This window comes from Streptococcus oralis, from assembly GCF_003943825.1.
GTDB classification, from domain to species: domain Bacteria; phylum Bacillota; class Bacilli; order Lactobacillales; family Streptococcaceae; genus Streptococcus; species Streptococcus oralis_CD.
In genome coordinates this window covers 83,306-97,055 of the sequence record NZ_RJNJ01000003.1, presented here as the reverse complement: position 1 = coordinate 97,055, position 13,750 = coordinate 83,306, and the positions used below count along the sequence as shown (strand labels likewise).

Annotated in this window: 19 protein-coding genes; 12 read left to right on the top strand and 7 right to left on the bottom strand. The window is 39.3% G+C overall.

The window, feature by feature from the left end; genetic code table 11:
• The first annotated feature begins 113 nt into the window (after positions 1–113).
• Genes D8863_RS03580 through D8863_RS03565 form a run of 4 tightly spaced genes read left to right on the top strand, consistent with a single transcriptional unit; the run spans position 114 to position 3,774 of the window.
• Positions 114–644 carry a YutD family protein gene (locus D8863_RS03580; protein ID WP_125441102.1) on the top strand — a complete coding sequence of 177 codons (531 nt, stop codon included), beginning with the start codon at positions 114–116 and terminating at the stop codon, positions 642–644.
• Positions 645–664: 20 nt separating this feature from the next.
• Positions 665–1,750 carry a dual-specificity RNA methyltransferase RlmN gene (rlmN, locus tag D8863_RS03575; RefSeq protein WP_000804762.1) on the top strand — a complete coding sequence of 362 codons (1,086 nt, stop codon included), beginning with the start codon at positions 665–667 and terminating at the stop codon, positions 1,748–1,750.
• Between the two features lies 1 nt (position 1,751).
• Positions 1,752–2,231, top strand: coding sequence for a VanZ family protein (locus D8863_RS03570; RefSeq protein ID WP_125441101.1), 480 nt, complete (start codon positions 1,752–1,754; stop codon positions 2,229–2,231).
• Between the two features lies 1 nt (position 2,232).
• Entirely contained in the window at positions 2,233–3,774 is a 1,542-nt protein-coding gene (locus D8863_RS03565) for an ABC-F family ATP-binding cassette domain-containing protein (protein WP_084851431.1), read from the top strand.
• Between the two features lie 66 nt (positions 3,775–3,840).
• Here D8863_RS03565 and D8863_RS11200 read toward each other — a convergent pair whose 3' ends face one another.
• The 3 genes from D8863_RS11200 to D8863_RS03550 form a co-directional block, all read right to left on the bottom strand.
• Positions 3,841–4,638, bottom strand: coding sequence for a hypothetical protein (locus D8863_RS11200; protein WP_260469737.1), 798 nt, complete (start codon positions 4,636–4,638; stop codon positions 3,841–3,843).
• Between the two features lie 586 nt (positions 4,639–5,224).
• Positions 5,225–5,464: a zinc-ribbon domain-containing protein gene (locus D8863_RS03555; RefSeq protein WP_125422532.1), complete on the bottom strand. Its 240-nt coding sequence runs from the start codon at positions 5,462–5,464 to the stop codon at positions 5,225–5,227.
• 27 nt (positions 5,465–5,491) lie between these two features.
• Positions 5,492–6,298 (bottom strand): peptidylprolyl isomerase, encoded by an 807-nt coding sequence (locus D8863_RS03550; protein ID WP_049506116.1) that lies wholly within the window; start codon positions 6,296–6,298, stop codon positions 5,492–5,494.
• A gap of 217 nt (positions 6,299–6,515) precedes the next feature.
• On the opposite strand from D8863_RS03550, the gene rpsP reads away from it, so the two are divergent.
• The 7 genes from rpsP to D8863_RS03515 all read left to right on the top strand — a co-directional run bounded on the left by rpsP (position 6,516) and on the right by D8863_RS03515 (position 9,916).
• Positions 6,516–6,788 carry a 30S ribosomal protein S16 gene (gene rpsP, locus D8863_RS03545; protein WP_000268760.1) on the top strand — a complete coding sequence of 91 codons (273 nt, stop codon included), beginning with the start codon at positions 6,516–6,518 and terminating at the stop codon, positions 6,786–6,788.
• Between the two features lie 19 nt (positions 6,789–6,807).
• Positions 6,808–7,047 carry an RNA-binding protein KphA gene (gene kphA / locus D8863_RS03540; RefSeq protein ID WP_000379615.1) on the top strand — a complete coding sequence of 80 codons (240 nt, stop codon included), beginning with the start codon at positions 6,808–6,810 and terminating at the stop codon, positions 7,045–7,047.
• A gap of 41 nt (positions 7,048–7,088) precedes the next feature.
• The gene (locus tag D8863_RS03535) at positions 7,089–7,421 is read left to right on the top strand and encodes a MazG nucleotide pyrophosphohydrolase domain-containing protein (RefSeq protein ID WP_125441100.1); all 333 of its coding nucleotides are present in this window, start codon (positions 7,089–7,091) and stop codon (positions 7,419–7,421) included.
• A gap of 98 nt (positions 7,422–7,519) precedes the next feature.
• Positions 7,520–8,308: an alpha/beta hydrolase family protein gene (locus tag D8863_RS03530; RefSeq protein ID WP_125441099.1), complete on the top strand. Its 789-nt coding sequence runs from the start codon at positions 7,520–7,522 to the stop codon at positions 8,306–8,308.
• A 30-nt stretch (positions 8,309–8,338) separates the two neighbouring features.
• Positions 8,339–8,857 (top strand): ribosome maturation factor RimM, encoded by a 519-nt coding sequence (gene rimM, locus D8863_RS03525; RefSeq protein WP_125441098.1) that lies wholly within the window; start codon positions 8,339–8,341, stop codon positions 8,855–8,857.
• Positions 8,847–9,566, top strand: coding sequence for a tRNA (guanosine(37)-N1)-methyltransferase TrmD (gene trmD / locus D8863_RS03520; protein WP_125441179.1), 720 nt, complete (start codon positions 8,847–8,849; stop codon positions 9,564–9,566). Before rimM ends, trmD begins: the two co-directional genes overlap by 11 nt.
• Positions 9,567–9,577: 11 nt before the next feature.
• Positions 9,578–9,916 (top strand): ATP cone domain-containing protein, encoded by a 339-nt coding sequence (locus tag D8863_RS03515; protein ID WP_001196045.1) that lies wholly within the window; start codon positions 9,578–9,580, stop codon positions 9,914–9,916.
• A gap of 27 nt (positions 9,917–9,943) precedes the next feature.
• Here the strand turns inward: D8863_RS03515 and D8863_RS03510 are convergent, their stop codons facing one another.
• Positions 9,944–10,264, bottom strand: coding sequence for a eukaryotic translation initiation factor 4 gamma (locus D8863_RS03510; protein WP_125441097.1), 321 nt, complete (start codon positions 10,262–10,264; stop codon positions 9,944–9,946).
• A gap of 103 nt (positions 10,265–10,367) precedes the next feature.
• Here D8863_RS03510 and D8863_RS03505 point away from each other — a divergent pair, with 103 nt between their 5' ends.
• Positions 10,368–10,586, top strand: coding sequence for a YdbC family protein (locus D8863_RS03505; protein ID WP_000807417.1), 219 nt, complete (start codon positions 10,368–10,370; stop codon positions 10,584–10,586).
• Between the two features lie 32 nt (positions 10,587–10,618).
• On the opposite strand, the gene D8863_RS03500 is transcribed toward D8863_RS03505, so the two are convergent.
• The 3 genes from D8863_RS03500 to gor all read right to left on the bottom strand — a co-directional run bounded on the left by D8863_RS03500 (position 10,619) and on the right by gor (position 13,596).
• The gene (locus D8863_RS03500; RefSeq protein WP_125441096.1) at positions 10,619–11,176 is read right to left on the bottom strand and encodes a TetR/AcrR family transcriptional regulator; all 558 of its coding nucleotides are present in this window, start codon (positions 11,174–11,176) and stop codon (positions 10,619–10,621) included.
• Between the two features lie 392 nt (positions 11,177–11,568).
• Entirely contained in the window at positions 11,569–12,105 is a 537-nt protein-coding gene (locus tag D8863_RS03495; RefSeq protein ID WP_042768991.1) for a biotin transporter BioY, read from the bottom strand.
• 144 nt (positions 12,106–12,249) lie between these two features.
• On the bottom strand, positions 12,250–13,596 hold the full coding sequence (gene gor, locus D8863_RS03490; RefSeq protein ID WP_125441095.1) for a glutathione-disulfide reductase: 1,347 nt from the start codon (positions 13,594–13,596) through the stop codon (positions 12,250–12,252).
• Between the last annotated feature and the right edge of the window lie 154 nt (positions 13,597–13,750).

The following is a 13,750-nucleotide window of genomic DNA, read 5'->3' as shown; positions in this document are numbered from 1 at the left end:
TCAAGCAGAAGTCTGACAGAATCGTCAGACTTTTTTCATTTTCAGGATATTCGTGCCAACTTGTAGAAATTATGGTAAAATAGAGTGTTAAGTAATCGTGGAAAAGGAAGACTATGCGTAAAGAAATTGCACCTGAATTATACAACTATAACAAGTTTCCTGGCCCAGAATTTCAAGTAAATGGGGATAAGGTTGAGACTGAAGGGATTGCTTTTACCTTGGTTGAAAATATCAAGGATGCCTTCGATGTGACAGTCTTTAATCAACGCTTCTCAGAAGTGTTAACCAAGTTTGATTATGTCGTGGGGGACTGGAGCAATGAACAGCTTCGCCTACGCGGTTTTTACAAAGACGATCGAACAGAGGAAAAAATTGAAAAAATCAGTCGCTTACAGGACTATCTTTTAGAGTACTGTAGTTATGGTTGTGCCTATTTTGTTCTAGAAAATCAAGCACCGAAACGGGCTTCATTTGACAAAAAAATGCGTAAAAAGGATGAGGAAAACTTTCCTAGAAGAGGCAAGAAACCTTCGCAAAACAAGAGAAAACCAAATGCGGATAAGCGAAATAGACGTCGTCATAAGGATCAAAAGTCTCAGAAAGAGGACAAGGGACAGCGCCATTTTGTCATTCGTCAGAAATAGCTAGAGAATAAGGAGAAGAGATGAAACCTTCTATTTATAGTTTAACACGTCAAACCATGCAAGAATGGGTATTAGAACAGGGAGAAAAGAAATTCCGAGCAGATCAAATCTGGGAATGGCTCTACCGCAAACGTGTCCAGTCATTTGAAGAAATGACCAACCTTTCCAAGGATTTGATTGCCAAGCTCAATGACCAGTTTGTGGTCAATCCATTGAAACAACGGATTGTACAAGAGTCAGCTGACGGTACCGTTAAGTATCTTTTCGAGTTGCCAGATGGCATGTTGATTGAGACAGTACTCATGCGTCAACACTATGGTTTGTCAGTCTGTGTGACCACTCAGGTTGGCTGTAATATTGGTTGTACCTTCTGTGCATCAGGCTTGATCAAGAAGCAACGTGACCTTAATAACGGTGAAATTGTAGCGCAGATCATGCTAGTTCAGAAATACTTTGATGAACGTGGTCAGGATGAACGTGTCAGCCATATCGTTGTTATGGGAATTGGTGAACCATTTGATAATTACAACAATGTTTTGAATTTTGTCCGTACCATCAATGATGACAAGGGGATGGCTATCGGTGCTCGTCACATCACAGTTTCAACTTCAGGTTTGGCCCACAAAATTCGTGACTTTGCTAATGAAGGCGTACAGGTCAATCTGGCTGTGTCCCTTCACGCACCCAATAATGAATTGCGTTCAAGCATCATGAAGATTAACCGTGCCTTTCCGATTGAAAAACTCTTTGCTGCTATTGAGTATTATATCGAAACAACCAATCGCCGTGTGACCTTTGAATATATCATGCTCAATGAAGTCAACGATGGCGTTGAACAAGCCTTGGAATTGGCTGAATTGCTCAAAAACATCAAGAAATTGTCATATGTCAACTTGATTCCCTATAACCCAGTTAGTGAACATGACCAATATAGCCGTAGTCCTAAAGAGCGCGTGATGGCCTTCTACGATACCCTCAAGAAAAAAGGGGTCAACTGTGTTGTCCGTCAAGAGCATGGTACAGATATTGATGCAGCTTGTGGACAATTACGCTCCAATACAATGAAACGTGACCGCCAGAAGGCAGTCGCAGCGGTAAATCCATAAAATGACTAAAAAAAGAGAATTAATCTTAAGATTGGGAGTGGCTATTTACAGTCTTTGCATTGTCTGTTTTTGTTTTACTCCCCAACCTCAACTTCCTACAGGAGTGGAAACTCCAGGTATTCAAACTTTTGGACGCCTGGTTTTTCTTTTAACTCCCTTAAACTCCTTTTGGAAACTGGGTGAAGTGACTAGTTTGGGACAAGTCCTTTGGATCTTTTTGCAGAACATTTTAAATGTCTTCTTGCTTTTCCCGCTAGTCTTTCAACTGATCTATCTCTGTCCAAATTTACGACAAACGAAAAAAATCATCCTTCTCAGTTTTCTACTGAGTCTAGGAATTGAGTGCACGCAACTAGTTTTAGATTTTTTATTCGACTTTAATCGGGTCTTTGAGATTGATGATTTGTGGACCAATACCCTGGGAGGCTATCTGGCTTGGGCCCTCTATAAAGGACTGCATAAAAACAAGATAAGGAATTAGAATGAGTATTTTAGAAGTTAAAAATTTGAGTCACGGTTTTGGTGACCGTGCAATTTTTGAAGATGTCTCCTTCCGTCTCCTCAAGGGAGAACACATCGGTCTTGTCGGTGCCAACGGTGAAGGAAAATCAACCTTTATGAGTATCGTGACTGGTAAAATGCTACCAGATGAAGGGAAGGTGGAATGGTCTAAATATGTGACTGCTGGCTATCTAGACCAGCACGCTGTACTAAAAGAAGGCCAAACTGTACGTGATGTTTTGCGTACAGCCTTTGATGAGCTTTTTAAAGCAGAAGCTCGTATCAATGACCTCTACATGGAAATGGCAGAAGAAGGAGCAGATATCGACGCGCTGATGGAAGAAGTCGGGGAGCTCCAAGATCGTTTGGAGAGTCGTGATTTTTATACTTTAGATGCCAAGATTGATGAGGTAGCGCGTGCCCTCGGTGTCATGGACTATGGTATGGATACAGACGTAACAGCCTTGTCAGGTGGACAAAGAACAAAGGTACTTTTAGCTAAACTCCTCCTTGAAAAGCCAGATATCTTGCTGCTTGACGAGCCAACCAACTACTTGGATGCTGAACATATTGACTGGCTCAAGCGTTATCTCCAAAACTATGAGAATGCTTTTGTCCTTATTTCACATGATATTCCTTTCCTCAACGACGTGATCAATATTGTCTACCATGTGGAGAATCAACAATTGACTCGCTATTCTGGAGACTACTACCAGTTCCAAGAAGTCTATGCTATGAAGAAATCTCAGCTGGAGGCAGCCTACGAACGTCAGCAGAAAGAGATTGCTGACCTTAAGGACTTTGTTGCGCGAAATAAAGCGCGAGTTGCAACACGAAACATGGCCATGTCCCGTCAAAAGAAATTGGATAAGATGGACATTATCGAACTTCAAAGCGAGAAGCCAAAACCATCCTTTGATTTCAAACCAGCTCGTACGCCTGGGCGCTTTATCTTCCAAGCCAAGGACTTGCAGATTGGTTATGACCGTCCACTTACCAAACCCTTAAACCTCACATTTGAACGCAATCAAAAGGTTGCCATTATCGGGGCAAATGGTATTGGGAAAACAACCCTCTTGAAGTCTCTCTTGGGAATTATTCCACCAATCGCTGGAGAAGTTGAACGTGGTGACTATCTTGAACTTGGTTACTTTGAACAAGAAGTAGAAGGTGGTAATCGCCAAACACCGCTTGAAGCTGTATGGAATGCCTTTCCTGCACTCAATCAGGCAGAAGTTCGTGCAGCCCTTGCTCGTTGTGGTTTGACGACTAAGCACATCGAAAGTCAGATTCAGGTCTTATCAGGTGGGGAACAGGCCAAGGTGCGTTTCTGTCTCTTGATGAATCGTGAAAACAACGTCTTAGTGCTGGACGAGCCAACCAACCATTTGGATGTGGATGCCAAGGATGAACTCAAACGCGCTCTCAAAGAATACAAGGGATCTATCCTTATGGTTTGCCACGAACCAGACTTTTATGAAGGCTGGATGGACCAAATCTGGGACTTTAATAAGCTAACATAAATAGTTATAAAAAAGCCAAGTCGATGAGACATGGCTTTTTGACTAATTTAGTTGCTTAAGACTATCTTATTCCAAGTAACTCTTACCATTTTCAACAACCATAGTGATGTTGACGTCGGTATATTTACCATCAGATAAAGTGCTAAAAGTGAATTTATAGATACCATCTGATAGAGTTCCGACTGGAAGTGATGTTAATTTATCTTTTAAGTAGTCTACACGATTATCATTTTTATAATTTTGTCTATCCTCGATTATACTGAAATTTAAGTACTTGATAGAAATGATTAGAGATTTATTTTTGATATGTTTGTTAATATCGATATTGTAAAATCCTGCAATATCTGTATCTCCATTTTCTCTATTTTTTACAGCCTCTTTAATAAGAATACTATCAAATTTTCTTTTGTCAGCTGGTGTAATCTCGACAGAATTATTCTCTAGTAATTTGAAACCAACTGCCTCATTAAGTTTAGTCACTATATCATCTTTTAGTTTTAGATCTCTTATTCTTTCTTCGTAGACCTTTAAGACAAATTCAAATTGTTCAAGTGTAACTTTATCAAATAACTCCCTTTCCGCATCGTTTTCAAGATAGGAACGAATTTCTTCCTTGGCCTTTTCATCTAATGTTGTCACGTGTGTTCCATTATGAACATCAGAAACATAAATATAATCGATAAAATTTTCTCCGTTCGATAAAGTCTCTTTATAAAATAAAGTAGTAAGAGTTCCGTTATAAGGCTCATTTAAATGTTCTTTCTTATATACTTCGACTTTTCCTTTTAAGCCAAAGTCTTTAAAGTCTTGTACATATTGAACAGTCGAGCCCCATAACGAAACTTTGCTATTGTTGACTAACAATAAATTACATAACAAAAAGACTATAGTTCCAAAAACAAAACTTGATTTGTTAGAAGACTTGTTATCTTGATTGAGCTTCGTTTTTTGAAAGTTTCCAATAAAGAAGATAATAGAGTATAGGAGACTAACGGTAAACAACATTAGGTAATTATAAATATAATTGATTGACCACAAACTTAGATATACTATATTTGATAATTGTAAGCAGACTCCTATAGTCGCTAGAATTACTTGTATATTACTAGTCTTTTGGACTAGCTGATTATCTTTAAAGCTTGATTTTAATTTCAGAGGATCTCTGAAGGCAAAAAAATTACCTAAAAGGATTAAAGCTATTGCTAAAAAGAATACAGGCGGTAGAATGACAATAGCATAACCTGATGAATAGAAGGGAGCAAAAAAAAACGAGATTATAGAGTAAATATCCTAATAAGACCAAGCAAAGTCGTATCAAGCTTATTTTATATGGTTTCATAGGAGAACCTCTTTATTACTGTTAACTGTATTATATCATAACTGGAGAAGAAAATAGAGCGCTTATATGGAAAGATCAATTAAAAAAGATAGGCCCTATGACCTATCTTTTTTAATAGTTTAGATAGCTTTCAACTTCAGATTTCTCAATTTCTTTACCGTAGTGGCAAATCGGACAAGAAACGAAGTAACTTTTACCATAAGGAAAAAGTGGAATCCAGTAAAGGGTGAACTTGCGTCCAGTTTCTACAATTTCCCAATTGTCGACATTGTTACAGTGACCACATTCGATCGCAGTTTGCGTATGTCCCAAATCTTTCTGATAACCTTTAGAACCCCAAAATAAAATCATGTCATCGTCTCCTTATCTGTTGATGGCTTATTTTTTGCTGAAGTCGTAGTCCTTGACCACTTCGATACTGTCAATGGTGATAGCAGACGTTGGTTTATCTTTCTCATCTTTTTCAGCCTTGGCAATCTTGTCAACAATATCCATGCCATCGATGACTTGACCAAAGACAGGGTGTTTGCCGTCTAGACTTGGATTTCCACCCTCTTTATAGGCTTCGATGATTTTCTTTGGATACTTGCTTGTAGGGAGTTTAGCAGAAATATCTGTTGAATTTTGGTTGATGAAGAATTGGCTACCGTTGGTGTTTGGTTGACCAGTATTAGCCATAGCAAGGGCTCCTCGGATATTGTATAGGTAAGGAGAGATTTCATTTTTGAAACCAGTTCCCTTGTCCTTTGTTTTATCCTTATCATGCCAGATAGATTGGCCCCCTGTACCATCTCCCTTAGGATCTCCAGTTTGGACCATAAAGCCATCAATGACACGGTGGAAGGTGATGCCGTTATAATAGCCTTCCTTAGCGTGAGTGAGGAAGTTTTCAACTGCTAGTGGTGCTAGTTTTGGAAAGAGTTTGATGCGGATATCGCCTTGATTTGTGTGTAAAATGACCTCAGCTTCGTCTTCAGCAACTTCCTTAGAAAGTTGAGGGAAGTTGGCATTGTCATTGGTCAATGCGTCATTCAAATCTTTGGCAGCCTGAGCAGCTGCTTTTGAGCTTTCTTCAGCTGAGATGCTGGAGTCGACATATTCATCACCACGGAGACCACGTTGGATACTAGTACATCCAGCAAGGGCTACCGTTGATAGTAAAAGAAGGGTTGCTAGTTTTTTCATTGTTAACCTCTCAAAAATTCATTTCTACCATTGTACCTTAAAAGGAGTTTGATTTCAAATGTAAAAGATTTTACTAAAAATTTCTAGTAGTAAAAAAAATTAAAACTCTGTCAAGTTTTTTTCTTGACACCTGTCAAAAATCTGCTATAATAGAACATGTGCTAAATAGCTCAGCTATTTCACCGAAATAAAAAAATAAGAAAAGAGACATTAAAAAATGGCAGTTAAAATCCGTTTGACTCGTATGGGTTCTAAGAAAAAACCTTTCTACCGTATCAACGTAGCAGACTCACGTTCGCCACGTGACGGACGTTTCATCGAAACAGTTGGGACTTACAACCCACTTGTTGCTGAAAACCAAGTAACTTTGAAAGAAGACCGCGTTCTTGCATGGTTGGCTGATGGAGCTCAACCTTCAGATACAGTTCGCAACATCCTTTCAAAAGAAGGCGTATTGAAAAAATTCCACGATTCTAAATTCTCAAAATAAGTTTAAAGTAGGTTGACAGATGGATACGATTGAAAATCTCATTATTGCGATTGTGAAACCTTTGATTTCACACCCTGATGCCTTAACTATCAAGATCGAAGACACGCCAGAGTTTTTGGAGTATCACTTGGATCTTGACCAAAGCGATGTCGGTCGTGTTATCGGTCGTAAGGGTCGCACTATCTCAGCGATAAGAACGATTGTCTACTCTGTCCCAACTGAAGACAAGAAAGTAAGAATCGTTATCGATGAAAAATAAAGAAAGCGGGACAGATGTCTCGCTTTTTTGTGGAGGAGAAGATGAAGGATTTAACCTTTAGACAATTACAAGCTTACTTACTCGAACATTATCAGCAATCTCGAACCGAGGAAGGCCTCTTTATCAAGTTAGTGGAGGAAGTGGGAGAAGTAGCCGAGGTCTTGAATGGGCGCTCTGGTCGAAAAGAGGGCGTTCAGGACTCAAATGAGGAACTAGCCAAAGAACTGGCTGATATTATTCACTACACTGTCGCAATTGCGGCCATCAACGACATTGACCTAACCAAAACTATCTTTGAGAAAGATAAAAAAGCTGCTATCAAATATCAGCATGAAAGAGATTTAGAAGGATTTTTGGAGGGAAAATATCTATAGTGTCTTTTTTCCCCAACTTGTGAAAATCCCTGGAACGTGATAGAATAAAGGATAAGGGTTTTTAATAAATCATTGTTATAGAATGAGTGGATTTCTTTATGAAACGGTTTGAAGTAACTACAAAAATTGGCAGCCTCTCTGTTACTTATAAAAAGCAAAAGAAAGTGCTTGTTTGTTTAAATGGCGCAGGTTTGCTACCAAGTTATGAAAATTTTTCACTTATACTTGAAAAACTTCCTCCCACAATTGGTTATTTGACAATTGATTTTCCAAACACAGGTAGGAGTCCGATTCATGACCAATCTGGAAAAAATCTGGACAATCTTGTAGACGCGGTTTATGAAGTACTTGAAGGATTAGCGATTTCTGAATATATACTTTGTGTACATAGTTTGAGTGGAATTTTAGCTTGCAAATTGATGAACAAATCAATTAAGTGTCAGGCTTTAGTAGCAATTGAACCGACAACTAAAAAAGTCATGTTTGCTGATTTTTCAGAAAATCCTTATCCAGAAATGGAAGAGCAGATGGGACTGATTGAAGAGTGTGGCCCCGAAGTTTATTTTAAGAACTTAACTCAAGCAACATTTAGCTCTGAAACGAATGAAGAAATCTGGGAAATAATGCAAGAAAAAGGCTTAGAGTTGGAAAAGCAAAATCCAGGATTTCAGATATCTGGAGAGATTACTGAGGAAGATTTTGAGAATGTATCTATAGAAGCTCGTATTCCTGTTTTTATTTTTTGTCAGGCTTATAGAGAAAAAGAGTACAGAGAATCAGAGTATTGGACTTCCAATACTAAGCTCATTTTAGAAGGGAATCACCATTATTTACAATGGTCAGAATCAGAAAAAATTGCAGCCATCATTCGAGAATTGTCAGAATAAGATGGAAAGAAGGAGAGTACAGGAGACAAGATGAACTACTTTAATGTTGGAAAAATCGTCAATACGCAGGGTCTACAGGGTGAGATGCGAGTCTTGTCTGTGACGGATTTTGCTGAAGAACGGTTTAAAAAAGGGGCAGAGCTAGCTTTATTTGATGAAAAAGACCAGTTTGTCCAAACAGTGACCATAGCCAGCCACCGTAAACATAAGAATTTTGACATTATCAAATTCAAAGACATGTACCATATCAATGCGATTGAAAAGTACAAGGGTTATAGTCTCAAGGTAGCTGAGGAAGATTTGAATGATTTAGATGATGGTGAATTCTACTATCACGAGATTATCGGTTTGGATGTTTACGAGGGTGATAACTTGGTTGGAACCATCAAGGAAATCCTACAACCAGGTGCCAACGATGTCTGGGTGGTCAAACGAAAAGGTAAGCGTGATTTGCTTTTACCTTACATTCCGCCAGTAGTTCTCAATGTTGATATTCCAAACAAGCGAGTCGATGTGGAAATCTTAGAAGGGTTAGATGATGAAGATTGATATTTTAACCCTCTTTCCGGAGATGTTTTCTCCGCTGGAACACTCGATTGTTGGGAAGGCTCGAGAAAAAGGGCTCTTGGATATCCAGTATCATAATTTCAGAGAATACGCTGAAAAGGCCCGTCATGTTGACGATGAGCCCTACGGAGGCGGTCAGGGGATGTTGCTCCGAGCTCAACCCATTTTCGATGCTTTTGATGCTATTGAAAAGAAAAATCCCCGTGTCATACTTCTTGATCCTGCTGGGAAACAGTTCAATCAGGCTTACGCTGAAGATTTGGCCCAGGAAGAGGAACTGATCTTTATCTGTGGTCACTATGAAGGGTATGACGAGCGTATCAAGACCTTGGTAACCGATGAAATTTCTCTAGGAGATTATGTTTTGACTGGTGGTGAATTGGCAGCCATGACCATGATTGATGCGACCGTGCGCTTGATACCAGAAGTGATTGGTAAGGAGTCCAGTCACCAGGATGATAGCTTCTCTTCGGGACTTCTCGAATATCCTCAGTATACACGCCCTTATGACTATCGAGGTATGGTCGTTCCAGATGTTCTCATGAGTGGGCACCATGAAAAGATTCGCCAGTGGCGACTGTATGAGAGTCTAAAGAAAACCTACAAGCGCAGACCTGACCTGCTAGAAAACTATCAACTAACAGCCGAAGAAGAAAAGATGCTGGCTGAAATCAGAGAAAACAAAGAATAAAGGAGAACCTTATGCAAGTAATCAAACGTAATGGAGAAATTGCTGAATTTGATCCAGATAAAATTTACCAAGCTGTCCTAAAAGCAGCTCAAACAGTTTATGTTTTGACCGATGACCTGCGTCAAAACTTAGCGCAAGTTACTAAAAAAGTCGTTTTGGACTTGGAAGAGGCAAAAGTAGAACGTGCTACTATCAGCATGATCCAATCAATGGTCGAGCACCGCTTACTTGGAGCTGGTTACATTACCATTGCAGAACACTATATCTCTTATCGCTTGCAACGCGATTTGGAGAGAAGTGGTTATGGCGACCATATCGCAGTTCACCTTCATTTTGAACAAATCCGTTAAGAAAAAGAGTGGGATGCAAAGAACATCTCACTCTTTCTTAAATAGGCTTTTCTGAGCTTTTTGTACAGTTGAGGGAACAAAACGAAGTCGTTTAATATCACTGATACGAATGATTCGGGTCACGTTTTTTGAAAAATTTTTGACGATAATTTGTTGGCGATTAGCATCGTGTTTAACAATATCACCCGTAAAACTTGTCTCAGCAAGTATGACATGAATAGCCGACTTTTTCTGGATGGCTTGTTCAATCATAGCAGTTAGGGAGTTGTCCTCGATTTGAGAATGATCATCATTCCCATTGAGAAAACCATGTAGTTTATCTAGAACTAGTTTGAATGTCTGTCTCATAGAATCCTCCCTTCTTATATATCCACATTATATAAAATTTTCCTAAAAACCACAAGATTTTTACGAATAGACTATAGAAAGCATATCACATAAAGGAGTTAAAATGGCAGAATTTACATTTGAAATCGAAGAACACTTGCTCACCTTGTCTGAAAATGACAAAGGATGGACAAAAGAACTAAATCGCGTTAGCTTTAATGGTGCCCCTGCAAAGTTTGACATTCGCGCTTGGAGCCCAGACCATACCAAAATGGGCAAAGGAATCACGCTTTCCAATGAAGAATTTCAGGTAATGGTCGATGCCTTTAAAGGGCAACAATAAAAAGAATCTTGAGTGCAACTCAAGATTCTTTTTTAGGACACAATATAGTCACAGAGAGAAGTCTTAGATAATTGAATGAAAGTCTCTCTATACTCTTCAGGTGGTATTGGATTATCTTTACGAATCCAGACTTCAATGAAAGAGATTGCCATGGTCGTAATGATATAAGCGATGTCCTCTTTATTAAAATTATATTTCAGTTGGTAATTGACATTCTTTAGTACCCACTCTGAGTATATTCCACGCAGAAATTCCTTCCAACATGGGTCGACTTGTGTGGTATACAAGGTGTTAATAACTTCCCTTTTTTCGTATATGAGAGGAAGTATATGGTCTGCTAAAAAGCTGATAGGATCTCCATCATTGCTAGGGCAGTACTTATTAAAGACGTTAAAAATGTCTTGATTGGTCTCTTCGTGAATGTATTCGATAATATCTTCAAAGTTGTTAAAATGCTTTTGATAAATCGCTTGTCGTGAAATACCAGCTTCAGCAGCAATTTCAGTCATTGTAAAGGAACTACGTTGAGGATTTTTCTTAGCTAGTGTGATGAGAGAACCAATGATTAGCTCACGAGTATTCTTTGCCATAGAATTACCTTTCTTCTTATAATTATTTACAGTTATTTTTGAATGAAGAAAAATCAGAATGTTCAAGTTAATATAAACAATCAATGAACATTAAATTTTTTGAATCCTTTAGGTAGCTCTATTGTATCACAAATAATTTATAAAATATAGCTCTATCATTGAAAATGCGTTTTCTGAAAAGTATACAATTATTAACCTTTCAAAATCAATGGAAGCTTATTTGGTTTGAATCAATTAGAATACTTTTCTACTTTGCATATGGTAAATAGCTTTAATTTGAAGAATAAAACGATTAATATTCATACCGGTATAAGAATAGTCAAGTAGCTAAATAGAGTACAGTTGATTCTTAGAAAGGAAATAGTCCAGAACAATTATTCTGGACTATTCTTTTATCTTGAAAAATATGGAAGGCTTTTCAATCGTTCTAGGAGGGGACGACCAATGAAACTAATGGCAATAATCTTACCAAGATCAGGGAGGATAAAGGGAAGGACACCGACAGCTAGTGCCTTATCAAATGGCATCCCGGCAAGGAAGTGGAGGCTGAGAATACCTCCGACAAAGACGAGGGAGTCACCCAAGAGGTTGGCTAGGAAAATGCGAATGTAGCCACTATTTTGATGGATGAGATAAGATGTAAGTCCTGCATAGACAAGGTCAAACCAAAGATAGCCTGCACTTGGACCGACTAAAACGTGAAATCCAGCTCCTCCCCCTGCAAAAACAGGTAAACCAATGGAACCCAGCAGGAGATAGAGAGCTACAGATAGAACAGCTTCTCTGGGTCTAAAAACAGTAGCAATCAGACCAATTGCAAAGTTTTGCAAAGTGAAGGGGACAGGACCGATAGGGAGACTGATTTGTGCCAATACGGCAATGAGAGCAGCACCGATAGCAGGGATAGCATAGATATGAGCTTTTTTCAAAACTGTTAACCTCTTTTCAAAATTATAGTAACTATTATACTAATTCAGAAACAAAAGTCAACCTATTCTTACAACTAAGGTAACAATTTTTGTAACAGCCGATTTTGCAAGTAAAAAGAGACCTCAAGAGGTCTCTTACGATAATTAGCGCATGGTTACAAATTCTTCTGAGGCAGTTGGGTGGATAGCTACTGTAGCATCAAAGTCCGCCTTGGTTGCTCCCATCTTAATAGCAACAGCGAATCCTTGAATCATCTCATCCACTCCGTAACCAAGTCCGTGAAGTCCAACAACTTTTTCGTCAGCACCGGCGGTGATGAGTTTGAAGCGAGACTCTTGACGATGGTTTGTAACGGCTGAGTACATGGATGCAAAGCTTGATTTGTAGACTTTGATGTTATCTTGGCCGTATTCTTTGATAGCTTGATCCTCAGTTAAACCGACTGTTCCAATCGCTGGGTGGGAGAAAACAACTGTAGGGATAGTCGTGTAGTCCATCTTGGCGTTTGTTTTCCCGTTGAAGAGGCGTTCAGATAAGGTACGTCCTGCCTTGATGGCTACCGGGGTCAGTTCCTTCTCACCAGTAACATCTCCAAGAGCATAGATGCCATCTACAACTGTATTTTGATATTCATCCACTTGGATAAATCCACGTTGGTTGAGTGTGACGCCAGCTTTTTCTAACTCCAGACCGTCTACATTTGGACGGCGACCGGTAGCCCAGATAACTTGGCTGGCAGTATGACTAGAACCGTCTTCGAAATAAATGGTAATACCTTGCTCCGTTTCTTCGAGCTTGACGGGTACCTTATGTGTGTGCAAAGGTAGACCTGTTTTTTCCATTTCATTGACAAGACCTTCAACGATGTAGCTGTCAAAACCACGTAAAGGACGATCACGGCGAACGAACAAGTCAGTTGTTACACCGAGTGCATGGAGAACACCCGCTAGCTCAACAGCGATATAGCCTGCGCCTAGGATAGCAACGGATTCAGGAAGTTGTTCCCAAGCAAAGACATCGTCTGAGCTACCACCGAGTTCAGCTCCAGGAATAGTTGGGATGCTTGGGCGAGCACCAGTCGCAATCACGATATGTTTGGCACGAATCAATTCACCATTGACGCTAACGGTGTGGGAATCAACAAAATGAGCACGACCTTCAATCAAATCAACACCATTGCGCTTGAAACTTCCATCATAAGATGAGCGAGCACGATCGATGTAGGCTTCACGATTTTGACGAAGTTTTGCGAAATCAAATTGCACATCTGAACTTGTAAAACCATAGTCAGGACCGTAGTGGTGGAAGCTTTCAGCGATTTGCGCTCCATACCACATGATTTTCTTAGGAACACAGCCGACATTGACGCAAGTTCCACCTAATTTTTTCTCCTCGATAACAGCTGCTTTAGCACCGTGTTCGCCAGCGCGGTTCATAGTGGCGATGCCGCCACTCCCTCCACCGATGGCGATGATATCATATTCTCTCATAGAAAACTCCTTATAGCTTTGATAGTCATATTCTATCGTTTTTATTTTTTGAATGCAAAAATCTGCTACGTTAAAAAAAATTAGAAAAACACTTGCCATTTTTTCAAAGATATTGTATTATATATCTAGCACAATAATCCAACAAACGAATACC

Bases quoted from the DNA above. Each gene is read 5' to 3' on its own strand.
- D8863_RS03580 (WP_125441102.1), top strand. From the start codon at position 114: ATGCGTAAAGAAATTGCACCTGAATTATACAACTATAACAAGTTTCCT.
- rlmN (WP_000804762.1), top strand. From the start codon at position 665: ATGAAACCTTCTATTTATAGTTTAACACGTCAAACCATGCAAGAATGG.
- D8863_RS03570 (WP_125441101.1), top strand. From the start codon at position 1,752: ATGACTAAAAAAAGAGAATTAATCTTAAGATTGGGAGTGGCTATTTAC.
- D8863_RS03565 (WP_084851431.1), top strand. From the start codon at position 2,233: ATGAGTATTTTAGAAGTTAAAAATTTGAGTCACGGTTTTGGTGACCGT.
- D8863_RS03555 (WP_125422532.1), bottom strand. From the start codon at position 5,464: ATGATTTTATTTTGGGGTTCTAAAGGTTATCAGAAAGATTTGGGACAT.
- D8863_RS03550 (WP_049506116.1), bottom strand. From the start codon at position 6,298: ATGAAAAAACTAGCAACCCTTCTTTTACTATCAACGGTAGCCCTTGCT.
- rpsP (WP_000268760.1), top strand. From the start codon at position 6,516: ATGGCAGTTAAAATCCGTTTGACTCGTATGGGTTCTAAGAAAAAACCT.
- kphA (WP_000379615.1), top strand. From the start codon at position 6,808: ATGGATACGATTGAAAATCTCATTATTGCGATTGTGAAACCTTTGATT.
- D8863_RS03535 (WP_125441100.1), top strand. From the start codon at position 7,089: ATGAAGGATTTAACCTTTAGACAATTACAAGCTTACTTACTCGAACAT.
- D8863_RS03530 (WP_125441099.1), top strand. From the start codon at position 7,520: ATGAAACGGTTTGAAGTAACTACAAAAATTGGCAGCCTCTCTGTTACT.
- rimM (WP_125441098.1), top strand. From the start codon at position 8,339: ATGAACTACTTTAATGTTGGAAAAATCGTCAATACGCAGGGTCTACAG.
- trmD (WP_125441179.1), top strand. From the start codon at position 8,847: ATGAAGATTGATATTTTAACCCTCTTTCCGGAGATGTTTTCTCCGCTG.
- D8863_RS03515 (WP_001196045.1), top strand. From the start codon at position 9,578: ATGCAAGTAATCAAACGTAATGGAGAAATTGCTGAATTTGATCCAGAT.
- D8863_RS03510 (WP_125441097.1), bottom strand. From the start codon at position 10,264: ATGAGACAGACATTCAAACTAGTTCTAGATAAACTACATGGTTTTCTC.
- D8863_RS03505 (WP_000807417.1), top strand. From the start codon at position 10,368: ATGGCAGAATTTACATTTGAAATCGAAGAACACTTGCTCACCTTGTCT.
- D8863_RS03500 (WP_125441096.1), bottom strand. From the start codon at position 11,176: ATGGCAAAGAATACTCGTGAGCTAATCATTGGTTCTCTCATCACACTA.
- gor (WP_125441095.1), bottom strand. From the start codon at position 13,596: ATGAGAGAATATGATATCATCGCCATCGGTGGAGGGAGTGGCGGCATC.